Genomic DNA, 23,522 nt, shown 5'->3' on the forward strand with positions numbered 1-23,522 from the left:
GCTAGGCTAGCCGCGGCAGGTGCAGGGGAAGCCGCGAAGACAGATCAGTGTGAATGCCAGAAGCGGTAACCCGCCCGGCAGCAACTGCCTCCCCAAACTGGTAGATGCCGGTAGCCATGGCTAGCCAGGTCGTTTCGTCGCATTCAACAACTGCCGGGGGAGTGCCGCGCCGGTGCAGCGTTCCCGCGATCGCCTGCACTGCCGCTGCGGGCGGCACGCGAACTTCAACGGACCTGCCGGGATACAGCTCGGCGAACTCTTCTAGCGACCAGCGCACCGCAGCCCGCCGTTGTTTCCGGTCCATCGTCTTGGTGGCCTGCCTAAGGGAGTCAAAATTGCCCCCTTCTCGTGCAGCAGTCGTAATCTGCCACCACTGCCGCAGGGCAGCCAGTCCGTCCTCGTCGCTAATTCTGCGTCGCACTCAATGCCTCGTTAAAAATCTTTAGTGCCCGTTCGCGTGCGTCCACCGCGCTGAAAGCGCCAGTGTAGGGGCCGTACATGTCTCCCGGGTCGTTGCCAATGACGGCGATTGCCGCCCTCTTACAGGTGTCCAAGTTTAGCTGCGAAATGTAGGAACCTACCGTCTTTATTGCCGAGGGCGCCATGGATAGCCCGTGCACGCCCATGCCCGTAAGGACCGAGGCGAGGACGGGATCCGCTGCTGCTTCCCCACAGACGCACGCCTGTTTGCCATGTCGGGCGGCTGCTCGGGCAACGTGCGCGATCAGGGTCAAGATTGCGGGCTGCCAGGCGTCCAGGTAGCTGGCCAGGTAGGGGTTGGTGCGGTCGGCGGCCATCAGGTACTGCGTCAGGTCGTTGGTACCCAGGGAAGTGAAGTCTACAATCTGGTAGAGCGGGTCGGCTAGGAATGCCAGTGCGGGCACCTCGATCATGATGCCAGGGCTCATTCCGCGTTCGCGCACCAGGTCGGCGAACATCTGTGCCTCGTCCAGCGTGGACACCATCGGGGCCATGACTCGCAGTGGTTCCTTGCGGCCGGCGGAAACTTCGGCAAGCGCATCTAGCTGGTGCAGCAGCACTTCTTTCTTACGCAAAATAGTGCGCAGCCCGCGCACCCCTAACGCCGGATTTTCCTCGGGCTGAGTGCCCGCCCACACCACCGGCTTATCCGAGCCGGCATCCAGGGTGCGGGCAATGAATCGCTTGTCGGGGAACACGTCGATGACCGACTTGTAGGCGCGAATTTGGGCATCCAGATTGGGTTCGTTGCGGGTTCCCAGGAAGGTGAGCTCTGTGCGCAGCAGGCCCACTCCGTCGGCACCCATCTTGCGGGCCTGTAACGCCTGCATCCGGTCTTGCACGTTCCCGTACAGGTAGATGCGGATTCCATCCTTGGTGCAGGCTGGTCCTTCCCAGTTATCTTCAGCCTGGTGGCGGGCCTCGTCGAGGGCGATGATCGACCTGGCATGGCCCGCATCAGGATTGATGGTGATGTGCCCGTTAGCGCCATCTACCAGGGCAAGTTCGCCATCCTCGACGTTGTCTATACCCTTGGCAGAAATGATGCAGGGAATCCCCAGCTGGCGGGAAACAATAACGAAGTGCGAAGTGGGACCGCCGCCGCGACACACCAGCGCCTTGACGTATTTCGGGTCCAGCGCGCCCGCATCGGCCGGGGCCAGATCGTCGCAAAAGAGGATCGTGGGCTTATCAAGTTCCGGCAGCGCGCCCTCGGGCATACCGTGAATCTCGGCAACCACGCGGTCGCGCACGTCAATCAGATCGGTGACGCGTTCGGCTAGCGTGTCCCCGGCAGCCACGAATTTGCGGGCAATATCTGCGATCGTCTGGGTGGCGGCAGAATCCGCCGGAGTGCCGGCCTGAATCAGTTTTGTAGTGGCGCTGCGCCAGGCAGGATCAGTAGCCATTGCAGCGGCCACGCGCAACAGGTCCGAGGACGATCCCACCGATTTTTCCGCCCTCGAAAGGAGGCGGGCAGTAACGTTGTCAGCGGCCTCAACGAATCGTTCGACTTCGTGGTCGCGCAATTCTTTAGGAACCGTCTGTGAGTCCAGCGAAATGGGTTGCGGACGCACCACCCACCGTACGGGCGCGAAAGCTGCTCCCGTAACAACGGGGATGCCTCGAGCATTAATGCGAGCATCCATGTGTCCTCCTTGGCCGGCAGATAACCCCATAATGCCGCGTTAAACGCTCCTGTAGTGGAAGTATCGCTGTGAGAGCGGCCACCTGTGGGGATAAAATGGGCCCCGGAACGCAAAAAGCAAGGAATCGCGGCGAAAGTCCTAAAAAGTGTTACTTTGGCCGCGACTTAGGCACAAAGTTTCTCACTCAGTGCTTACTGTGTACCCTGTTGGAGACGCCAGAAAATCTAACGTACAGATAAGGAGATAGCTTGTTCAGCAAGACCGTGAAAGTAGGTTCTTCCGTTGGTCTACACGCCCGCCCGGCAGCCAAGGTTGCCCAGGCCGCGGCTGACTTCGCCGAGCCTGTAACGATCCGTTCTGAAAAGGGCGAACCCGTAGACGCCTCTTCCGTAATGATGCTAATGACCTTGGCAGCAGGTCAGGGCGACACTCTGATTGTCGAATCTGAAAACGAAGCTGCTGTGCGGGCCGTTTCTTACGTGCTGGGCAAAGACCTAGACATCTAAGTATTCCCCAAAAATTGCCTTAGTCGGGACGGCCGGAAATAACCGGTTTGTCCTGACGCGCGCATCGGTCCCGTACGTGAGACCCTGATTACATGACGCGTAGGAGGCAGATCTACCCTGTAGCCCCGGACGTATTGGTCCCGGTGCTCGACTTAATCCGCAAGAACAACCAAGTGCCCACCGCATTCCCACAGGGGGCAACCCAGGAAGCACAACAAAGTGCCGAACGCTGGCAGCAGTGGGAGCGCCAGTTGCACCCGCAAGTTAGTGTCGCGGCAGCTGGGGGTGGCGCACAGGCAGAAAAGCCCTGGCAGGTAGTGCCCTTGCAAGTTGGCGACGGTAGTGCGATCCCTGCCGACTATCCGCCCACGTACCCGCGTCTAGATGGCACGGCTATCCCCCTGGTCACCATCGACCCACCCGAATCTAAAGACCTGGACCAGGCCATCGCTATCGCCAAAGTTTCTGATCTGCCCGAAGAGGCATTGGCCGGCCAGCACGAGGTTCCCGAACACGTGACCCAGTTGCGGCACCAGGACGCTCCCGCGAAGGCCAAATATCTGCTTGCCTATTCGATCGCAGCGCTGTCCTGCTTCGTGGAGCCCGGCTCGGAACTGGACGCCGAGGTGCATGCGCGCGGCAACACGCTGTATTTCCCAGACGGTTCTGTTCCCCTGCACCCGCGTGAGCTGTCCGCAGGAGCCGCATCCTTGCTACCCGGGCAGGTGACGCCCTCGTTCCTGTGGCGCATTGCCCTGGACGAAGAGGGGCAGGTTGTCTCTTGGCGGGTCGATCTGGCGGCCGTAATTTCGCGTGCGCAACTGGACTACCAGCAGGTGCAAGACGCGGTGGACGGGAAGGGGAAGTTGCCGCCGGCGGCTGATCCTGCCCTGCCCGCTCTGCTGCAGGAATTGGGATTGCTGCGCATTGAGCGCGAACAGGATCGGGGCGGAGTATCGCTGCCGCTGCCCGAACAAGAGGTAGAAAAACTTAGAGGCGGATACCAGCTGCGCTTCCGGGCCTCGCTCCCCGTCGAAAACTGGAATGCCCACATGTCCCTGCTTACAGGGATGTGTGCTGCAGCCGGGATGCGGCGCCTGGGGGTAGGGGTGGTGTGCACACTGCCGCCCGCAAAGAACGAGGACGTAGCCCGCCTTCGCCGCGCCGCCAGGGCGCTGGGGGTTTCCTGGCCGCTGGAAATGTCATACCCGCAGCTAGTGCCCACTTTGGACGAGGCCAATCCAGCGCACAACGCTTTCATGGATCGGGCTGCATCGCTGTTCCGAGGCTCCGGCTACCTGGTGTACGGGCCGGCAATTGGCGGGCGCGATCCGATAGGCGAACTGTTCCCGGTACAGGACCGGCGCGTGGTCCATTCGGCCATTGCTGCCGAATATGCGCACTCGACCGCCCCGCTGCGGCGCCTAGTCGACCGCTTCTCGCTAGAACTGGCGTGGGCTGACACGCGGCGGCAGGATGCCGGCGGGGGAGCAGCAGAAGAATTCATTCCAGGTTGGGTACTGGACGCATTGCCGCAGCTTCCCTCGGAAATGGGGAAGGCACGCCAGGCCGGGGCAAAGAACGAAAAGGAAGTCATTGCCGCCATGGAGGCCCTCACCCTTTCCGGGCACGAGGGCGAAACATACAGCGGGGTAATCCTAGACGCTAAAGAACACAGCGGACACATCATGCTTTCAGATCCCGCGATCATGGCCCCCGTCGAGGGCGAAGACCTGCCCGTTGGGGAACGGGTTGAAGTGGATCTTACCAAGGCTGACCTGGAAAAACGGCAGGTTGCTTTCGCTCTCGCACGGGCGGCATGAAGGTAATAAAAAGAGGCCCACCCCAAAGGGTGAGCCTCTTTTAGTCTTGTAGTCGCAGTACTACTTGGTGGCTGCGCGCAGGAACCAAGCCTGCTGTTCGAGTCCGGAAACGACACCAATCAGTAGGTCGCCAGTGATGGGGTCTGCTTCGTCGGCCTCGGATAGGTTCTGGCGAATCTTGTCGCATACGGTCTGTACGCGCTCGGCCATTACCTCGTAAGTCTTGTCTACGGGCAGGTCGCCAGCCTCTAGCTCGTCTAGAGTCGAGGTCTTAGCAACGGTGGATTCGCGTCCATCCGGGTTGCCGCCAATAGTGGCTAGGCGTTCTGCAACTTCGTCAGCGTTGTTGCGGACCAGGTCGACGACCTCGTCAAGCGCCAGGTGCAGTGCGCGGAAACGCGGGCCTTTGATGTTCCAGTGTGCCTGCTTTGCCTGCAGTTCCAACGAAATCAGATCAACCAGAGTCTGCTGCAGGGTGTCGCCTACGATTCCTTCAACCTTGACCATGTGCTTTCCTTTCCGGCCGCATTACGCGAGCCTAAATTCTTGTTCGTAGGCGTCGCCATTATTTCTAGCGCGCCCCAAACATACATACTTACCCTAACACCTAATCTGGAATTAGTCCAGAAAATGCCTACAATCGGCACAGTGCTGCCAATACGTAAAACGTGTGTGGGAGCGGGGAAACGCAGAAAAACTGGTGTGGATGCGGCAGAATTGAACCATGGCTGAATTTAGCGAGCACGCAATCTGCTGGCAACTCTACCCGCTAGGAGCACTGGGGGCGCCCAAACTAAATCCCGAAATAGAGGTGCCAGAAAAAGGCCCTTTCCGGCCCGTGCGCACGCTCGCGGATTTGGGGACGTGGGTAGATCATGCTCGCCGGTTGGGGGCAAACGCCATTTTGTTGGGGCCCATTTTCCAGTCCTACTCGCACGGATACGACACCATCGACTACTTCCGCATCGATTCACGCCTAGGCACAATGGAGGACTTTTCTGCTTTTATCGAGTACGCTCACCGGCAAGGGATGGCGGTATTAGCTGACGGGGTGTTCAACCACGTTTCGCCCTACTGCCCGCAAATGCGCGACGTGGTGCAGCGGGGCCCGCAATCGCCATACGCAGACTTTTTCCGGGCAGAGTTTACCGACTGGCATCCCGGGCGACTGCCCGCCTACGACACTTTTGAAGGCCATGCCGGCTTGGCCGCCCTCAACCACGGAAACACCCAGGTGCGCGCCTTGATCGGCAAAGTAATGGACTACTGGAGTGGACGGGGACTAGACGGGTGGCGCCTAGACGCCGCATACGCGGTAGACCCACAACTGTGGGCGCAGATCCTGCCGCCGCTCCGTCGGAAGTATCCGCATCTGTGGGTGTTCGGCGAGGTAATCCACGGCGACTATCCGCAGCTGGTCGCGCAGGCGGGGTGGGATTCACTAACCCAGTATGAATTGTGGAAGTCCATCTGGTCTTCGCTAAGCGACCACAACTTTTATGAATTGCAGTGGAACCTAACTCGTCACCTGGAATTTTGTGAACATTTTTGGCCGCAAACCTTCCTTTCAAACCACGACGTGACCAGAATCGCCTCCCGGCTAACTCCTGGGCAGGTGGGGCAGGCAGCAGCAATACTGCTGACTCTGCCAGGGGTGCCATCGATCTATTACGGCGACGAACTGGGGTACCAGGGCGTAAAAGAGGAACGGGCAGGCGGGGATGACGCGATCCGGCCGAGTCTGCCTGCCACGGCCGGCGTTACTACTGATCGGCAAAAGAAATTTTGGCACTACTATGCCTCCCTCATAGCACTGCGTCGTCGCCACCCGTGGCTGGCGCACGCAAAAATCGAAGTGACTCATATTGAAAACGAAGTAATCTCCTACCGGGCCAGCGCCGCGGATGGGAGCGGTGAATTGCTGGTTGTGTGCAACAACTCAGAGGAAACAATTGGGGCCGGGCATCCCGCACTCGCGGAAATCGGGCATCCAGAGTTGGCTGATTCTTTCCAAAATGGGGAAATTTCTTCAGGAACATTTGGTGTCTTCGCGCCAAAACATGAAAGAATGGGCGCGTGATACGCGGCGACGGCAATCTGAGCCATTCTTTGGATCCCCACGATGACCCTGCACCACAAGATCAGTGCGGCGTATTCGGAGTTTGGGCTCCAGAAGAGGACGTTTCTAGGTTAACTTATTTCGGCATCTACGCCCTGCAGCACCGCGGCCAGCAATCGGCCGGTATCGCCACCTCGAATGGCGAAAAGATCCTGGTGTACAAGGATTTGGGGCTAGTCAGCCAGGTATTTAACGACCAGGCTCTAGAAGGGCTGAAGGGGCATGCGGCCATTGGGCACGCGCGTTACGCCACCACTGGGGCGGACGTGTGGGAAAACGCTCAGCCTACGCTTGGCCCCTCTGGCACGGGCACGCTCGCCCTGGCCCATAACGGCAACCTGACGAACACGAAGCAGCTACGCGAGATCGTAATGAACAAGCTGGGATCGCGTGGAGAGGTAGCTCGGGGTGCTTCTACAGACACCGCGCTTATCAACGCGCTGTTAGGCTCAGGTGACAAACTTTCGCAGATCGGGTGGGAATTGCCCGAGGGCGGCATAGAGGGGGCGCGCATCAAGGGCGCAAACGACACCTTTGTAGGCGAGGCGCCAGCGCCGCTGATTGAATCTGCACTCCGCGTCCTGCCTCATCTGAAGGGTGCCTTCTCGCTCGTGTTCATGGACGAGCAACACCTGTACGCCGCCCGTGACCCGCACGGGGTGCGTCCGTTTGTGCTGGGCCGGCTACCGCATGGGTGGGCCCTGGCATCGGAAACCGCCGCCCTCGACATTGTGGGCGCTACCGTGGTTCGCGAAATAGAGCCCGGCGAATTGATCTCGATCGACCACTCGGGGGTGCGGTCCTACCGTTTTGCGAAGTCCACTCCGAACGTGTGCGCCTTCGAATACGTGTACCTGGCCCGTCCTGACACTCGCATCGGAGGTCGGTCCATCATCCAGTCCCGCCGCGAAATGGGGGCGGCACTAGCCAAGGAACACCCGGTAGAGGCCGACTTGGTTATGGCAACCCCGGACTCGGGCACGCCCGCTGCCATTGGGTATGCCGAAGAAAGCGGTATCCCGTTCCAGCAAGGCCTGGTCAAGAACGCGTATGTGGGCCGCACATTCATTCAGCCCACCCAGATCATGCGTCAGCGCGGCATTCGGCTGAAACTGAATCCGATCCGCGAAATTATTGAGGGCAAGCGCTTGATCGTGGTAGATGACTCGATTGTGCGCGGCAATACGCAGCGGCAGGTCGTGTCCATGTTGCGCGAGGCCGGCGCTGCCGAAGTGCACGTGCGCATCTCTTCCCCGCCCGTGCTGTGGCCCTGTTTCTTCGGCATCGACTTTGCTACTCGCGCCGAACTGATTGCCGCATCTATGAATACTGATCAGATTTGCGAGTCTATTCAGGCCGATTCGCTTGGTTACCTGAGTATTGACGGCATGGTCAAGGCTTCCGGGCAGGATCCTTCCACCCTGTGCATGGCCTGCTTCAATGGGGACTACCCAATTTCCATCCCCGCGGGCACCCCTGTCCCCGGCGGTAAGGGCGCGGTTACCAGCCAGCAGGTCTGGGCCGAATAATCTAAGAAAGGGCACTCATGTCTGAAGAAATCACCTACGCTTCTGCGGGAGTTGACACCGCTGCTGGCGACCAGGCCGTAGAACTGATGAAGGAGGCCGTTTCGCGCACCTTCACCCCGCAGGTGGTTGGCGGTATCGGCGGTTTCGCCGGTATGGTCGACGCTTCTGCCCTGGCAGGTATGAAGAAGCCGTACCTGACCACGTCTACTGACGGGGTAGGCACGAAGATCGCTATTGCGCAGGCCCTGGATATTCACGACACGATCGGCCAGGACCTGGTCGGCATGGTGGTAGACGATATTGCGGTAGTGGGGGCACGCCCTCTTCTGATGACTGACTACATTGCTTGCGGGCATGTGCAGCCGCAGCGCATCGCAGACATTGTGCGTGGGGTAGCCGAGGCATGTGCCGCCGTTGACACTCCGTTGCTGGGTGGGGAAACCGCCGAGCATCCTGGGATGATGGGTGCCGACGATTACGACATTGCTGGGGCTGCGACGGGTGTTGTCGAGGCCGACCAGATGCTTGGTGCCGACCGTGTTCGCGAATCGGACGTGCTGGTTGGGCTTGCCGCTTCCGGGCTGCACTCGAACGGGTACTCGCTAGTCAGGCGCGTGCTCGAGGTTTCTAAGGCCGATCTGCACGCGCAGGTGGCACAATTCGGGCGCACGTTAGGCGAGGAATTGTTAGAACCCACTCGCCTCTACTCGCGCCTCTGCCTGCAGATTAAGGACGAGGTCGGCGTCGAAGGCCTGCACGCTCTGTCCCACGTGACCGGCGGTGGTCTGGCAGCAAATCTGGCCCGCGTCCTGCCGCTAGAGTTGGGAGCCGTTGTAGACCGCGGTTCTTGGAAGGTGCCTGCAGTTTTTGACTGGGTGCGCACTCAGGGCAATGTTTCCTGGGACGATCTAGAAATGACATTGAACTTGGGCATCGGCATGGTTGCTGTGTGCGCTCCAGACAGCGTGGATGCCGTGCGCGAATGCGCCCGCCAGGCGGGCTGCGAGTCTGCAATTCTGGGTCAGGTTGAATCCGATCCTACCGCTACCGGACGCGTCATCTCTGAAGCGAAAGGCGTAAAGGGCGGCAAGGTAGTGCTAACTGGTAGCTACGCCCTCGCCTGATTGGCAACGTATGCGGCTGCCATTGGCCGATGCTTCTAGCAGGCGACGCGGAATGTGGAACTTTAGGGCTTAAACGTTTTGGTGGCCCGACCTAACAGGTCGGGCCACCAAAAAATACTAATCAGCGGTGTGCCGATGCCCAGTCTTCCCAGTCATCAGCGTCGTCGTCAGCATACATATCTGCGTACTTATCGGCGTATTTTGCGTACGGATCATCCTCGTACGACCCTTGGTCGTCCGTATCAATGGTCTCGCCACGTTGAGCCGCAAGTTCGCGCTGCAATGCCGCGTAATCTGTATCAGTGCTGAAATACTTCAGCTTACGTGCAACCTTACGCTGTTTCGCCTTCTGACGGCCGCGCCCCATGGGGTCGACCCCCTCTATTCTTCTCGTCGGGAAGGCACAAACGTGCGTCCCGGATGTTCAACTTAAATGTTTCGTGTCTATAGGGTACAACTTCGTTGCACCCTTACGCTAACCATATGCTTGTGGCGAACCCATGTTCGCGTAAAGAAATGGTTAGTTTCGCTTGGCAAAATAGGCAATTCCCAAAGCGGTAATTAGGGCTCCAGCTGCACCGGCAATTGTGCCGATAGCCTTCGTGTCGCCAGCCTGAGCAGCCTCGAAAAGTGATTGTGCTTTCACTTTTGCTTCCTGGCCCTTGACTTTGGCGCTCTCTTTGAACTCCTGGCTCTTTACCTTGGCAGTGTCCTTAAATTCCTGGACCTTCACCTTGGGGTCGAGCTGGGCTGCCAGCTGATCCACAGTGTCCTGCATATCCTGGCGAGCACGCCGCAGTTCTTCTTCGATCTGTTCGGGGGTGCGATTGTCGCTCACTTGCCTAGTCCCTTCTGTGCTCCGGTCTTAGCCGCGTCGATAGATTGTTTGAAACCCTTTTGTGGATCCGGCTTGTCCTTGGTGCCCTTCTTCAGTTGAGAGAGGCCGACCAGCGCCAGAATAAGAATAATAACTAGCAGCACACCGGCCACGATCAGGCAAGATGCCCACATAGGCAGTGCTACGCCAATGCCGTATATGGCTGCCCACAGCAAAATGCCGAGCATGTAAAGGGCTAGTACGCCTGCAACTGCTAGCAGTGCGCCACCGGTGCCGCACTTCTTGGCCATGACAGTGGCCTTGGCTTTAGCCAGGTCGATTTCGCCTTGCACAAGAGTGTGCACCTGGTCAGATAGCTTCGAAAATAGTTCCCCCAACGAAGATCCGGACTGAGTGCGGATAGGTTTAGCTGTGTTGGTTGGGGCGGCGGTGCTGCCTGCATTCGCCTTTGGGTCTACGGAAGGACTAGTCACATTGGCCTCCTAGGCTTACTGTACGTACTGGCATCATTTTGCCACTATTTAAGAAAGTTATCGCCTTTTGCATGTTTTTTGTGAGCTTATGGCCTGGGAAGGTACCCCCCTATTCTTCGGTGATTGCGTCCAGGATGGGCTTGCGAGAAGCGCTGGCGGCAGGGATTATTGCCGCGATGATGCCAACCAGGATAGAGCCGACGGCCAGGATCGCGATGGTTGGCCACGGAATAGAAATGGTGTTGATCCCAGAAGAACCCAAATACTTCAGCAGCGCCCACCCCAGGTAGCAACCGGTAATGATGCCGGTGAGTGCGCCGAAGATGGTGATCAGCACCGACTCGATGGTGATGGTTCCGGCAATACCTAGCCGGGACATGCCCACCGCCCTCATCAGGCCAATCTCGCGGGTGCGTTCCGAAACGGAAAGCGACAGGGTGTTGATGATTCCCAAGATCGCGATGACGATGGACAGGCCAAGCAGGCCATACAAGATGCCCATGGTCTGGTTAATTCCAGCTTCGGTGGCCGAATCCAGTTCGGCAGGAGTCATGACCTCGAAAGTGTAAGTCTTCTTCAGAATGTCCTGCACGTCCTTCTGGATACGCTCAACTTGTTTGTGATCCTTCGGATCGTTCACCCGCAAGAACGCGTTGCCGGAAACGGTTTGGGAAAGACCAATGTTGTCGGCCTCGGCAGGGCTGACCAGTCCGGTAGTGCGAAGAACTGCGGAATCGTAGCGGGCAACCACCGTCAATTCGCGCGGCGTGCCGCTACTGCCAATCACGTGGACCTTGGTGCCCACCTTCATGTCCTTGTCGGCGCTATCCGAGAGCGCAATCTTGCCTTCGCCCAGGTTGGCGATCTTGCCGGCGGTGACTGCCAGATTCAAGTCTTTAGCCATGGCATCTGCGTCGAATCTACCGAGCAACAAGGGGGAAGCATCCTGCGCAGTTTGCTTTGGCCCATAGCCGGCAGCAACGCCCATCTGGAGCGAATCGTTTAGCGACTTGACGCCCTCGACCTGCAGAATCTTATCCTTCACAGGCTTGGTCAGGGCAGTGGGTTTTACGCCCTCGATAGTGCGCACTATCAGCGACGCCTTCAGTTCATTTTTCATCTGATCCGCGGTCGAATCGCGCACCGAGGACGCCAACGTGGACCCGGCCGAAACCAGGGCCATGCCAATCAGTAGTGCACCGGCAGTGGAAGCGATGCGGCGCGGAGATCGCAGCACATTGCGCAGGCCAAGGCGTCCGTGTGGCCGGAAGATTCGCAGCGGCCAAGCCAGCAGCCACGCGATCGGCCTAGCAAGAATAGGCAGCAACGCGATGATTCCAAACAGCAGGGCTGCTGCCCCAACGCCCAGCATGATGCCGGGCTGGCTGAAAGTGACCTTGCCGGTGGCAGCCGTCCAGGTCAGGAACAAACCGGCGGCGGTAAGAATGACGCCAACAATAGTGCGCAAAGTGAGGGGCTTTTCGTTTGCGCCCTCGGCGGTGCGCATTGCCTCGATAGGCGCAATGGAAGCCGCATGCCGAGCAGGCAATAGTGCACCCAGAACGGTGACGACGGTGCCGATGGCCATCGAGAGCAAGATGATGCCCAGCGACATGGCTCCTCCGACCTTGAGAGGCAGCCCGGCGGCGGAGATTAGTGCTCCCATAGCTGCCAGCAAGCCGGCGCCCAAAGCAACACCAATGATGGAGCCAATCAGGCCGATTACTACCGACTCGAGCGCTACGGAAAGGAAGATCTGGCCCGACGAAACCCCGACCGCCCTCATCAGGGCAAATTCCTTGGTACGGGCCTTCACCGACATCTGGAAAGTATTGCCAATGATGAAGGTGCCAACAAACAGGGCAAGAAGGACGAACACGAGCAGGAAGGTATTGACGAAACCGAGGACCTGGTCGATGGTCTTGTTGTCCTCGTCTGCCAGCTTCGAGGCCGTCATCGCCTCGGTGCCGCGGTCCAGAACCTTATTGATGTTGTGGACTACCGCCGTAGTGCTGGCGCCCTTATTTTTGCTGACCGACAGGTACATGGATTTGCCGGAAGCACCCAGTAGTGATCTGGCTTGCTCGGGATTCATGTAGACGATCTGGTAGGCCTGAATATCTATGGGCAGCTTGTAAAAACCGCTGACGGTGAAGTCTAAGGGAGTGCCCTCGACGACAAACTTCACCTTGTCGCCGATCTTGACTCCTAGCTTTTTCGCGTCCTTGTGGGGGATAGCTACCTGATTCTTAGCCGGGGCCTTCCCACTTACCAGTTTGGGGCCACCGGGGCCGGGCTCTACCACCTGGGCGGTGGCCGTACCGGCAGTCCGTAGCGGAGTGCCGTCCTGCTTCATGAGCACCGCAATGGAAACGTAGTAGGGGCGCACCTCGGATACGCCCTGCACTTTTTGCACCTTTTCCTGCAGGTCAAGGGGGACTTGATCGCGCATGGTCAGCGGGGAGGAGGAGCTAGAGATCTTCGGTCCAACCACGTAGATGTCCGCCGTACGCGAGGAAGCGGTAAGCGACTTGAAGTTGGAATCGAGCACCTGCCGCAGGGATAGGGTGCCCGAGAGGAAGGCGATGCCCAGGGCAACCGCCAACATGGTTAGTAGAAAGCGGCCAAAGTGGGCCTTAATTCCGCGCAGAGTTACTTTCAGCATCACTTATTCTTCCGGCGAGCGCGCGGGGGAAATACCAGAGGGATCTCTCCGGAGGGCGGGGTCGGTTCCGGGGGAGCGTCAAACCCGCGCGAAGACACATGTGAGCCATGACGGACAGGAGCGGTAGGTACCTGCTGCGGCTCCTCGGGCTGAACCTGAGCATCTTCTTTTTCCACCAGGGCAGGAGTGGCCGGACTAGAACCGGCAGATTCGCGGCTAGGCGGTGTTGAATCGGCGGGGGCAGCCTGCCGACCAGGCTCGCTCTTTGCAGAGGAATCGGCCTTCGCCTCGGCGGAATTGAGCTCGCGCAAAGCGTCTAATACCGAATCGGGGTTCGGGTCATCGAGCTGGGCAACCACCTTGCCGTCCACCAGGAATAGCACCCGGTCTGCGTAGGCGGCCGCATCGGGTTCGTGCGTCACCATTACTACCGTCTGTCCGAAGGAGTCGACGGCCCCGCGCAGGCGATCTAGTACTTGCCGGGTCGAGGTCGAATCTAGGTTTCCGGTGGGTTCGTCGGCAAAGACCACCGCAGGTTCCCCAACCAGGGCGCGGGCACAAGCCACCCTTTGCTGCTGACCACCGGACAGTTCGGCGGGCCGGTGCGCCAGGCGTTCGCGGAGCCCCATCTGATCGACTACCGTGTTGAAACGTTCCGGATCGAGCTTGCGGTGGGCCACGTCTGCCGGCAGCGTGATGTTCTCTTCGGCGCTGAGCGTGGGAATTAGGTTGAAGGACTGGAAGATGAAGCCGATGCGGTCGCGGCGTAGCTTCGTGAGTCGGGATTGGCTCATGCTAGTGACCTCGATGTTGTCAAGCATGATCTTCCCGCCGGTGGTGCGGTCTAGGCCAGCCAAGCAGTGCATAAGAGTGGATTTACCAGAACCGGACGGGCCCATGATGGCCGTAAACCGCCCCCGTTCGATCTGCACATCAACGTGGTCTAAGGCCGTCACCTTGTTGGAACCTCGACCGTAGACCTTGGTCAGATCGCTGGCTTCGATCACCGCGTCCTGAACAGGTTGGAGTGGTCGCAAAATAGGGTTTGAAAAAGAAGGCTCACTGGTGGTTTTTCCCATAGAACGAACCTATCAAGGATGCCTAAAGGCTGCCCTTTCAAAGCGCTAGCAGCGAACACGCCAATTAGTGCCGCTAGCGGTGGCGAAGTCTGAAGGTAGAGGCCGGACGTGCAGCCTAAGGCTCGGCCCAGCCTTGGCAGATACTAAATAATGCAGGAGTGACTGGTTGGGAGGGGGTGCACTTTTTGCTCTGGCAGTGAGAAAGTGTGCGTACTTGGCAGATAATTTGCACATTTTTGCCAACAGTTTCCGGGTGGGGTGGCCTGTGCTAGCTTCGAAAAATAGCCAATGTTCTCAATGACGAGGAGTAGCGCAATGAAGCGCAGGTTTGCAATATCAAAAGCTTTGCTGGCGGCGGCAGCTGCCGGCGCTGTAGGGCTGGCGGGAATGGCGCCGGCTTTAGCTGCAGAATTGCCCTCGAAAAAGGCGGTGGACGCCGACGCTTGTGCGCAGTTCGTGCAGCGGCCACAGATTCTAAAATCGGACACCCGCCCAGACGGCACCCCAATCCCGGAGCAGGATCCTCAGGGAGCAACCCCCGTGGTGTTCGTGCACGGTTGGGTCTCTAAGATTGCTCACGACGAAGGGCGGGAAGGCTACTTTTCGCATTACGTAGCCTCGCGAGCCAACGGCCATGCGGGCACTCTACTGGCGAAGGGCGATATTCACTCTTCGATGATCGGGCTGGTACAGCAGGTTCCGGGCGCGCAGCCTTACACTTTCGACTACTCGCAGGTGGGTTCGCACTGGGTGACAGATCCGCAAATTGGCGCCAAGCTGGCTAATGGGCTTTCGTGCCTGGCAAAGCAGTACGGCAAGCCGGCGGTAGTGGTCACACACTCGATGGGTGGGCTGGCGATTCGTGAGGCGCTCGGCAAAATGGATCCGACAGCCGCCCAAGAAGCGGTGAGCGACGTGGTTGCTATTGCCCCACCCAACAAGGGTTCCGATATTGCGGGCACCTTGAATGAAACTATCGAGGGCGCCAGCGACGCGCCGCTGATTGGTTTGCCCGTGCGCTTGGCTGATCGAATCCTGAAGGGGTGCGCAGCCAAGATGGACGAAAAGAATGAAGGCTGTATTGGCGTGCCAGTGGTGGATGCATTCCGCGGTTGGGGTGGGCAGGCGCTGCGCCCAGACTCACCTGAACTGGCAGCATTGCCGCAGATCCCGCAGGGTATTCACGTGACTAACTTAGCCGGTGACATCCAGATTGGTGGGCTGTCGCTGTTCGGCAAAACTACGAAGCCGGTGGTGTCACTGGGGGACACGCTGGTAACTACAGAATCTGCTACGGCGGGTGCGGACGAAGCACAGGTGCAGACTTGCCGCTACGCCTTTGTTTCCACCTGGGGAGCCAAGGAGGACTTTGATCGGCTGAAGCTGCTGTCAAAGGGCGATTCGGTTGAACGACCCGCAACAATTTTCGACACCCCTTGCGCCCATGAGGCTTTGCTGCGCGAAGTCAACACGAACGAGGCGGTAGTGAAGGTGGTGCGCGAGCGCGCTGCCCAGCAGGTACAGGAGGCAGCTGGTGAGCAGTAGAACCCGCAACCTAATCCTGGCCGGCATTGGGGTGGTACTGGCGGTGGTAGTGATTGGCCTGGCCGCGAGCTTGTGGACGTACAAGGAAGCGACTCCGAAGGCAGCATCGGACACCATCCCAAGTGCCACTGTTCCGCAAAAGCAGGCGGGCCAGAAGGATCCGGCCGCGGAAGCGAAAGTGAAGACGCCAACGCCTACGCCTACTCCCACCAAGGAAGCGCCTGCCAAGGTGGAACGTTCTAAGGAAGAGGTCGAAGAGGCCGTAAAGACGGTTACCGACGCTCCGAAGGACCCGGATCAGGCGGTGTCGGCGAACACCAAGGAGTTCTATGGGGTGGACCTTTCGGAGGTCTTCCCGAAGGGCACCAAGGTGGACGTGGACAAGAGCACCTGGACTGATGTGGACGAGACGACGGCGATGGTGCTTACAACAATCACCCGCCCCGGCCAGCAGGCAGAGAAGTACACTGCGGTACTTGGCAAGTCCAACGGAAAGTGGACGTTGCTTGGCACTCTGCCTTTTGAAGAGGGCGACGCCGGCGCTGACACGCAAAGCGAGTAGGCCGGCCCGAAAACCCCGGGCATTTTTCCAGCCCGGTAATTGAAAGAAAGGACAATGGTGTTCAAACATTTCAGAAAGGTATCTGCGGTGGCGGCTGTGAGCGCGCTGGCTGCAGCGGGGATGGCGGGGACAGCCCTTGCCACTCCCCAGACGCAGGAGGAGCCGGACGTAAATGCGTGTTCGGCGTTCTTGGATCATCCCCCGATTTTGGATTCCGACCATACGGATTCTGACCAGCCGATTGTGCGCGATGGCGTGGGGAAGATCCCCGTGGTGTTGGTGCATGGGTGGACTGCTCGGGGCCATCATGCCGACGAGGGCGGCAGCCAGTTCTCGTTGAAGATCGACCGGGAGGCCAACGGTATTGGCGGGGAATTGCTGGCGAAGAGCGAGATCAAGTCTTCGTTCATCGGCAAACTGCAGCAGGACCCGAACGTGGAAGTGTTCATGTTCAACTACGAACCGGTGTCCACGCACTGGGTGACTGACCCGCAGATTGGCGACAGGTTGGCCAAGGGGCTTGAATGCGTGACTGATACTTTCGGCAAGAAGGCCGTGGTAGTGGGCCATTCGATGGGTGGCTTGGCGCTCCGCGAAGCAATGGCGAAGGTAGACCAGGACGGCAAGCCGATTTCTGCTCGGGTCGGCCAGGCGATCACCTTTGGCACTCCTAACACGGGCGTGCCGCTCGCATCGGTAGCTTTCGATGCGGTCGATGGAGCGATGCTGGTTCCGGGGCTGAACATTCCCGTTGGACTTACAAAACTGCTGCTGAAGCAGTGTTCGGCGATGGCAGATAAGACCGGACAGTTCTGTTTCGGCATTGGTGGTCCGCCCGACGCCGCCTACAGTCAGGGCGCGCTGGCGATGCGTGACGATTCAGTCGAGATCAAGAATCTTCCTGCCTGGCCCGAGGGCGTGCCGTACACGGCATACGCGGGCGACGTGCAGGTTGGCGGCTTCACCCTGTTTGGGAAAACCTCGAAGCGACTGATCGAGATGGGCGACTACGCGGTGCCGGTTGCTTCTGCAACGGATAACGCAGACGAGGTCGCAACCTCCAAGTGCGAGTATGGCATCGTTTCGAAGGCTTCCGTGAAAGAGGCCGGGCTTCGACTGCGGTCGGTGTTCACGGGAGATTCGGAGCGTCGGCCTACCGGGATGATTCTTCCCTACGTGCAGGGACACGAGTTCGCCTCACCCTGCTACCACAACAATTTGATGGCCGAGGTTGGTCTAACGAACAAAGCGTTGGCCAAGATTGACCAGGCTGCAACGCAGTTGGCTGCCGAAACTTCTCAGCCAGCGCAGGAAGAATAGCGAGTTGCCCCTGCCCTAAGCCTTGAGCGCCTCTTGGATTGCGTCCTCGAAGGAACAGGGCTTAGTGGTGGGGGCATAGCGATGGATTACCTGGCCGTCGCGTCCCACTAGGAATTTGGTGAAGTTCCATTTGATGGCGGCGAACATACCGCCCGTTTCGGTTTTCAGGTGTTCGAACAGCGGGTCGGTGTTGCGCCCGTTCACATCGATCTTTGCGAGCACGGGGAAGGAAACCCCGTAGTTTAGTTTGCAGAATTCCTGGATCTCGTCATTGGAACCGGGATCCTGATTGGCGAATTGGTTGCAGGGGAATCCCAGCACCACTAGCCCCTGGTCGGCATATTTTTCGTGTAGCTTCTGCAATTCTTCGAGCTGCGGAGTGAAACCACATTTAGAGGCAGTATTTACTATGAGCAACACTTTTCCCTGGTGCTGGGAAAGGTCATAGTTGCTGCCGTCGGCGGCTTTTACAGTGAAATCAAAAACTGACATTGTCCCATCTCCACTCGTTACGCTTTGCTACGCCCTTCACCCTAATACGCAAAGATTAGAAACAACTGGACGCCCGGGTGCATTAAGGAAGTGGGGGTGGGGTTTTTAAATGAGTTGAGCCCCGCCAGGGACCATGGCTCTAGAGTCCGGGGCAAAGCTCAACTAGTTGTTGCGCATAATATTCGCGCTGTACATGCGGGACTCTAGCTTCCTTCCCGCTTCCGTGCAGGTGTAGCGGAAGTGAGATCCACGCAGATTAAAAAATTATCAGAAAAGTCGCACAAAAGGAAAAATGTGGCCTGATGAGCCTCAGAAATTGGGTTTTGCTGGCCTGTTGTAATTGGGGTTTTAGCGGCCTACCGTGCCGGCGTTCCAACAGTAGGGGTGCCAGTGGCGACGGGCGTCGACGCCTTGGTCCAGCCCGAAGGAGCCCTGGATTATCCAGGCGACTACGTGGGGGCTGCCGACCTCGATGACGTGGGTGCAGCCGGGGCAGATGTATTCCTTCTCTGCCGCGGGTAGGCGTTGCACCCGATAGGTGTTGCCGCCACGCACCTGGGTGGTTGGGGTGGAGGCTAGGCGGCGTATCTGTAGAGGGCGCGCTTCTTGCGCCCACTTGTTAGTTCGCCTCTTGCGTCCCATCTGCTAACTTCCAAAAATTTGCCGTTGCATCCTGCAGCTCAAGGCTGATCCCGTTCGTGGGGTCGAAGCGTTCCGTGTGGGGGAACCTGCCTACCTTTGCCGGGTAGAACTCTACCAAGGATCCGTCTACTAGCAGCCGGTCGCCCGGTTCTACGTCTAGGTCGCGTCGCTTAGCCAGGGTGATCTTGCCGGCGGAGGTGAACTCTGCCTCCCACGCATGTACGCCCGCTAGCTCGTCTTGTGCTACCTCTTCCTGGCGCAGCTCGGTGAGCTTTTCGAAGGGAGCCAGGTAGGGGAAGGCGCCGTCGGGGCCTTCGGCTAGGGTGACGATGCGCGGGAAGGTTAGTGCGCCAGCCAGGCCGTCTTTAGCGACCTCTCCTAGAGGGCGAACCTTAGATTCGGGAGCCCACGCCATCATGGTGGGCACCCCGTCTAGGAGTGCAATTTTTGGCGAGAAGAAGTCTGGGCCGGAATCGGCTCTGCCAGCCTTGGTGGCCTGGAAGTGGGGTACTTCGCCGTCGAAATTGATGGTGCCCAAAGCCCAGCCGACGGAATCTTTGAAGGTGTCGCGCTGGCGCATGGAAATGAAGAATACCCATCGCTGCCCGAATCGGACTAGCTGCGGGAATTCCCAGTTGGGGGCTTCCAAGGCGCCGGGGGCGTCCGCAGCGCTGTAGAACACGCCCAGTTCGCGCCAGGAATCCAAATCGTTGGCATCGTAAATGACTACGCCTCCGCGTTCGCCAACCTGCCCACCTTGAATGGCGTAGCGGAAACCGTCGTGTACGAATACGCAGGGGGCGCCCAGCTTGGCGGCTTCAGCCTGCCGGTTTTCTACCTGCACAGGGGATTTGTCTGTGAATACCTTGGTGTCCGGGGTGCCGGTTGCGATGATGGGCTGGCAGATTCCGTTCGAGACGCCGCTTACGCCCGCGTAGACCAGTTTTACCGTGTCGCCCTCGGCAAGGGCGGTGCCGCCCCAGCAGCCGTTGTCATCGATGCCGTCTAGTTCGGGGCGCAGCGCTTCTGGCTCGTTGTGCCAGTGCAGCATGTCCCTAGAGGTGGCGTGTCCCCAGTGCACCTGTTCACGAATGGTGGAGTTGGGGTTGTGTTGAAAAAAGACGTGAGTAACGCCAGAAGCGCGGAATAATCCGGCGGGGTTAGACAACCAACCTTTTTCGGGACGGACGTGCAAAACGGGACGATGGGCGCTGAAATTCACCCTTTATGCGTAGCACATTTGTATGAGCTGAGCGAGCCAGAAGCCCACTTTAGGGCTGTTTTACGCCCCTTTTCACAAGCGCGCCCACGCCGCATCTGTTGCGGATCGCCCCGAGCCGCTGCCTGATTGTCCCAATTTGCTGCCCGCGCCAAAAGAAATGCCCCGCCTTGCGCTGGCCGAAAAATTCGGGGCAAAGCGGGGCTTCTTGTTGGTAGCGCCTACTTGAAGAGGGCGTTTACCTGCTTGTTTGCGCCCATCAACGATTCTAGGGGCTTGCTGCCGCCAACCACGGCGTCCATGGCTGGCTGCATGATCGTCTGAATCTGGTCCCACCTGGCGGTGACGGGCGAGGGGACCGTCCGGCCGTCCTCTTTCATATATGAAGAGTAGGCGGTGGCCGTATAGCCCATATCCGATACTGTACTGATTGCTTTCTTGGTGGATTCCTTCAGCGACGGGAAGACGACGCCCTGTGCGGCAACCAGGTTCTGACACTTGGGTGTGCCCATGAACCGGACCCACTTCCAGGCTTCTTCGGGGTGTTTCGTGCCCGCGAAGATGGAGTCGCCCACGCCGTTCATTACCGAGGCTCTGTATCCGGCCGGTCCGTATGGGCCGGGTGCTACGTCTACGCCCCATTTTTCCATCTTGGGTTTGATGTTGGCGTTCTGCCAGGCCCCCTCGATCAGGGTGGCGTACTTACCTGCGGCTAGCGATTCCACGGTCCCAACGCCCGAGGTAGCGGCTGGGAGGGAGGGCATGTATCCCTTCTTGATTAGTCCCTTCCACCAGGCGATAGTTTCCGTCAGTTTGGGGGAATCGTAGTTCCACTTGGTGATCCATTTGCCGGCCTCGTCCTTGTCGGCGTTGTAGCGCCACCCATTAGACAGGGCGTAGGTGGACCACTGCACCTGCCCGTAGCCGGCACCTGACTCGTTGTAGCCCATACCGTAGATCTCTACGTGCTTCGGGTCGAAACCTTTTTCGTCTCCGCGCACCCCGTTTTTGTCAATGCTCATGTGGGCGATGAACTTTTCGAAGGTACCCCCGTCCTTGGGATTCCAGCTGAGCTTCCACAGGTCTTCCGGGGTGTAGCCGGCCTGCTTTAGGTAGGTCTTGTTGTAAAACATGGCTTCGGTGTCCCAGTCCTTCGGTAGCCCGTAAAGGCCCTTGCCTTCCTTGCCTTGGAACAGCCCTGCCAGCCCGTCCTGGTATGCCGACATGTCTACGTGGTCGCGTTTGGCATATTTGGAGATATCCAGTATTTGCCCTAGTTGCTGGTACTTTGGCATCTGCTGGGTGTGGTTGATGAAGACGTCTGGGGCCGTCTCGGCCACCATGGACGCGGTGATCTGCGTCCAGTAGTCGTCCCATCCGTACTGGTTGATGCGAACGTCGATGTGGGGGTTTTCTTTTTCGAACGCCTTCTCGCATGCGGTGTATCCGGGTAGCTGGGCGCTGTCCCACAACCAGTAGTTGATGGTGGTCTTGCCTGCTTCTCCGACCTCGCCGGTGCTACACCCTGCTAGTAGCAGGGCGCTTATAGATCCAAGGGCGAGGGCGAGCATCCCTTTGCGTTTGTTTCTCACTTTTCCGCTCCTTCTACTTCAGGCCAGAGAAGCCGATGGAATTGACGATTCGCTTGCCCAGGATGGCAAAGAGGATCATGATGGGCACGGCCGCCAGCAGGGTGGCTGCCATGAGCGCAGACCAGTCGGGGGCTCCTTGCGGGGTTTGCGACCGGAAGATGCCGAGCGCCACGGTTAGCACGCGCACCTTTTCGTTTTGGCCTACTAGCAGTGGCCACAGGTAGTCGTTCCACTGGGTGATGAAAGTCAGCACGAACAGGGTGGTTATGGGTGCCTTTGCCATGGGAATAATGACCCGGAAGAAGGTGCCGATGCGCGAGGCCCCGTCTAGGAGGGCGGCCTCTTCAATTTCGCGCGGAATTCCAAGGAAGAATTGGCGCAGGAAGAAGATGGCGAAGGGAGTCATCAGCAGGGTGGGCAGCACGATCCCGGCGTAGGTGTTCAGCAGGCCCAGTTCCTTGATGAGGACGAAGTTGGGGATTGCCGTGAAGAATGACGGAATCATGAGCGCGGATAGGAAGAAGGTGAACACGATGTTTCGGCCCGGCCACTTCAGCCTTGAGAAGGCGTAGGCGGCCATTGCCGAGAAGAGTGTTTGCCCAACTGCTACGACGGTGGAGACCACGGCGGAGTTGCGCATGTAAATCCAGAAGTTGATTTGGGCGCCGGCGCCGCCTTGTGCCAGGTTTTCGTCTAGCGAGGTTAGGCCCAGTACTCGGCGGTAGGCGTCCAGAGTGGGGTTGTCTGGAATCAGGTTGTTTAGCGATCCGGTGATCTCGGAGTTTGGGGTTAGCGAGGTGCGTAGCATCCACAGGAACGGCAGGATGGTGATTGCCAGGATGATGATCAGGAATGCCCAGGCCAGGTAGTGGCCGATGCCGCGGCGAACCTTTGTGCCCTTGTTTTTCTTTGCGCCAATGTGTGCGGGCGCTGTTGCGGTTGTCATTTTTGCCCTCACAGTTCGTCGGATTCGCTGGCTCGCATGAGCTTCATCTGGATGAGTGCCACGGCTAGCAGCAGCACAAATAGGGCTACCGCTAGGGCGGATGCGTATCCGAAGTCCAGCTGTCCGAATGCTAGGTCGTAGATGTAGAAGTACAGCACGCGCGTGGCGTTGACCGGCCCGCCCTTGGTGGTGACCGAGATGGTGTCGAAGATCTGGAAGGAGCCAATCATGGTCACCACTAGCACCATTGCCATGACCGGGCGCAGTAGTGGCAGGGTGATCGAGAAGAATTTGCGGGTCTCGCTAGCCCCGTCCAGGGAGGCAGCTTCGTAAACTTGTGGGTTGATGGTTTGTAGTCCCGCAAACACTAGCAGGGCGGTGTATCCCATGTGGCGCCACACGTTGATGGCGGCGACGGTGGGGATGGCCCATTTTTCGTCGCCGAAGAAGGCGACCGGGTCTATGCCTACCCATTGCAGCAGCGAGTTCACGATGCCGATGTTGAAATCCATCATGAAATACCACAGCAGGGCTACGATCACGTTAGCTACGAAGTAGGGCAGCAGTGCCATACCGCGAATTACCGTGGACTTGGTCAGTTTGTGCAGCAGTACGGCCAATAGCACGGCAATGATTGTCTGGAATCCGATATTCAAGATCACGTAGTAGAAGGTGACCCAGAGGGCGTTCCAGAACAGTGGGTCAGAGAACATGCGGGCGTAGTTGGCGGTACCTACGAACTTTGGGGGAGTCAGCACGTGGTACTCGGTGAACGACCAGTACAGTCCTCGAATGGCTGGGACCAGGTAGAAGGCGATTAGGCCTATAGAGGCCGGCCCCAGGAACAGGAGGACGGTGCCCCACAGTCCTTTATTTGATTTGCGCCGCAATTTGGCGGGCGCTTTGGTTGATGACATGG

Annotated in this window: 22 protein-coding genes; 8 read left to right on the forward strand and 14 right to left on the reverse strand. The window is 58.7% G+C overall.

Annotated elements, in window-relative coordinates:
- Position 1 precedes the first annotated feature (1 nt).
- Positions 2-421: a sterol carrier family protein gene (locus QP400_RS03255; RefSeq protein WP_004808339.1), complete on the reverse strand. Its 420-nt coding sequence runs from the start codon at positions 419-421 to the stop codon at positions 2-4.
- Positions 405-2,129 carry a phosphoenolpyruvate--protein phosphotransferase gene (locus QP400_RS03260; protein WP_004808341.1) on the reverse strand — a complete coding sequence of 575 codons (1,725 nt, stop codon included), beginning with the start codon at positions 2,127-2,129 and terminating at the stop codon, positions 405-407. Before QP400_RS03260 ends, QP400_RS03255 begins: the two co-directional genes overlap by 17 nt.
- A gap of 248 nt (positions 2,130-2,377) precedes the next feature.
- On the opposite strand from QP400_RS03260, the gene QP400_RS03265 reads away from it, so the two are divergent.
- Positions 2,378-2,635 (forward strand): HPr family phosphocarrier protein, encoded by a 258-nt coding sequence (locus QP400_RS03265; protein WP_004808343.1) that lies wholly within the window; start codon positions 2,378-2,380, stop codon positions 2,633-2,635.
- A gap of 92 nt (positions 2,636-2,727) precedes the next feature.
- Positions 2,728-4,458: an RNB domain-containing ribonuclease gene (locus QP400_RS03270; RefSeq protein WP_004808346.1), complete on the forward strand. Its 1,731-nt coding sequence runs from the start codon at positions 2,728-2,730 to the stop codon at positions 4,456-4,458.
- Positions 4,459-4,518: 60 nt separating this feature from the next.
- Here the strand turns inward: QP400_RS03270 and QP400_RS03275 are convergent, their stop codons facing one another.
- Positions 4,519-4,965, reverse strand: coding sequence for a Dps family protein (locus tag QP400_RS03275; RefSeq protein WP_004808348.1), 447 nt, complete (start codon positions 4,963-4,965; stop codon positions 4,519-4,521).
- Between the two features lie 217 nt (positions 4,966-5,182).
- Here QP400_RS03275 and QP400_RS03280 point away from each other — a divergent pair, with 217 nt between their 5' ends.
- From QP400_RS03280 to purM, 3 genes are read left to right on the forward strand one after another with little or no spacing between them, the layout of a single operon-like run.
- The gene (locus tag QP400_RS03280) at positions 5,183-6,538 is read left to right on the forward strand and encodes an alpha-amylase family glycosyl hydrolase (protein WP_004808350.1); all 1,356 of its coding nucleotides are present in this window, start codon (positions 5,183-5,185) and stop codon (positions 6,536-6,538) included.
- On the forward strand, positions 6,535-8,106 hold the full coding sequence (gene purF / locus QP400_RS03285; protein WP_004808351.1) for an amidophosphoribosyltransferase: 1,572 nt from the start codon (positions 6,535-6,537) through the stop codon (positions 8,104-8,106). Before QP400_RS03280 ends, purF begins: the two co-directional genes overlap by 4 nt.
- A 17-nt stretch (positions 8,107-8,123) precedes the next feature.
- Positions 8,124-9,230, forward strand: coding sequence for a phosphoribosylformylglycinamidine cyclo-ligase (purM, locus tag QP400_RS03290; RefSeq protein WP_004808353.1), 1,107 nt, complete (start codon positions 8,124-8,126; stop codon positions 9,228-9,230).
- Between the two features lie 121 nt (positions 9,231-9,351).
- On the opposite strand, the gene QP400_RS03295 is transcribed toward purM, so the two are convergent.
- The 5 genes from QP400_RS03295 to QP400_RS03315 form a co-directional block, all read right to left on the reverse strand.
- Positions 9,352-9,597: a DUF3073 domain-containing protein gene (locus tag QP400_RS03295; RefSeq protein WP_004808355.1), complete on the reverse strand. Its 246-nt coding sequence runs from the start codon at positions 9,595-9,597 to the stop codon at positions 9,352-9,354.
- Between the two features lie 153 nt (positions 9,598-9,750).
- Entirely contained in the window at positions 9,751-10,068 is a 318-nt protein-coding gene (locus QP400_RS03300; RefSeq protein WP_004808357.1) for a DUF3618 domain-containing protein, read from the reverse strand.
- Positions 10,065-10,541, reverse strand: coding sequence for a phage holin family protein (locus tag QP400_RS03305; protein WP_004808358.1), 477 nt, complete (start codon positions 10,539-10,541; stop codon positions 10,065-10,067). Before QP400_RS03305 ends, QP400_RS03300 begins: the two co-directional genes overlap by 4 nt.
- A 109-nt stretch (positions 10,542-10,650) precedes the next feature.
- Positions 10,651-13,206 (reverse strand): ABC transporter permease, encoded by a 2,556-nt coding sequence (locus QP400_RS03310; RefSeq protein WP_102201744.1) that lies wholly within the window; start codon positions 13,204-13,206, stop codon positions 10,651-10,653.
- Positions 13,206-14,285: an ABC transporter ATP-binding protein gene (locus QP400_RS03315; protein WP_004808361.1), complete on the reverse strand. Its 1,080-nt coding sequence runs from the start codon at positions 14,283-14,285 to the stop codon at positions 13,206-13,208. Before QP400_RS03315 ends, QP400_RS03310 begins: the two co-directional genes overlap by 1 nt.
- A 315-nt stretch (positions 14,286-14,600) precedes the next feature.
- On the opposite strand from QP400_RS03315, the gene QP400_RS03320 reads away from it, so the two are divergent.
- The 3 genes from QP400_RS03320 to QP400_RS03330 are packed head-to-tail and all read left to right on the forward strand — an operon-like array spanning position 14,601 to position 17,712.
- Positions 14,601-15,830 (forward strand): esterase/lipase family protein, encoded by a 1,230-nt coding sequence (locus QP400_RS03320; protein WP_004808363.1) that lies wholly within the window; start codon positions 14,601-14,603, stop codon positions 15,828-15,830.
- The gene (locus tag QP400_RS03325) at positions 15,820-16,392 is read left to right on the forward strand and encodes a hypothetical protein (RefSeq protein WP_004808365.1); all 573 of its coding nucleotides are present in this window, start codon (positions 15,820-15,822) and stop codon (positions 16,390-16,392) included. The genes QP400_RS03320 and QP400_RS03325 overlap by 11 nt, the downstream gene beginning before the upstream one ends.
- 54 nt (positions 16,393-16,446) lie before the next feature.
- Positions 16,447-17,712, forward strand: a complete 1,266-nt coding sequence (locus QP400_RS03330; RefSeq protein WP_040315508.1) for an esterase/lipase family protein — start codon at positions 16,447-16,449, stop codon at positions 17,710-17,712.
- 15 nt (positions 17,713-17,727) lie between these two features.
- Here the strand turns inward: QP400_RS03330 and QP400_RS03335 are convergent, their stop codons facing one another.
- From QP400_RS03335 to QP400_RS03360, 6 genes are all read right to left on the reverse strand, one after another.
- Positions 17,728-18,204, reverse strand: coding sequence for a glutathione peroxidase (locus QP400_RS03335; protein ID WP_004808369.1), 477 nt, complete (start codon positions 18,202-18,204; stop codon positions 17,728-17,730).
- Positions 18,205-18,552: 348 nt separating this feature from the next.
- On the reverse strand, positions 18,553-18,846 hold the full coding sequence (locus QP400_RS03340) for an Rv1322 family protein (RefSeq protein ID WP_004808371.1): 294 nt from the start codon (positions 18,844-18,846) through the stop codon (positions 18,553-18,555).
- Complete coding sequence (locus QP400_RS03345) at positions 18,824-20,068, reverse strand: glycoside hydrolase family 32 protein (RefSeq protein ID WP_004808373.1); 1,245 nt, start codon at positions 20,066-20,068, stop codon at positions 18,824-18,826. The genes QP400_RS03340 and QP400_RS03345 overlap by 23 nt, the downstream gene beginning before the upstream one ends.
- Positions 20,069-20,286: 218 nt before the next feature.
- A complete protein-coding gene (locus QP400_RS03350) occupies positions 20,287-21,657 on the reverse strand; it encodes an ABC transporter substrate-binding protein (protein WP_082149295.1) in 1,371 nt (456 codons plus the stop codon).
- Between the two features lie 13 nt (positions 21,658-21,670).
- Positions 21,671-22,603, reverse strand: coding sequence for a carbohydrate ABC transporter permease (locus QP400_RS03355; RefSeq protein WP_285462528.1), 933 nt, complete (start codon positions 22,601-22,603; stop codon positions 21,671-21,673).
- An 8-nt stretch (positions 22,604-22,611) separates the two neighbouring features.
- Positions 22,612-23,520, reverse strand: a complete 909-nt coding sequence (locus tag QP400_RS03360; RefSeq protein ID WP_004808377.1) for a carbohydrate ABC transporter permease — start codon at positions 23,518-23,520, stop codon at positions 22,612-22,614.
- Positions 23,521-23,522 lie beyond the last annotated feature (2 nt).

Origin of the sequence: Winkia sp. UMB3158 (assembly GCF_030217145.1) — a bacterium.
GTDB classification, from domain to species: Bacteria; Actinomycetota; Actinomycetes; order Actinomycetales; family Actinomycetaceae; genus Winkia; species Winkia anitrata.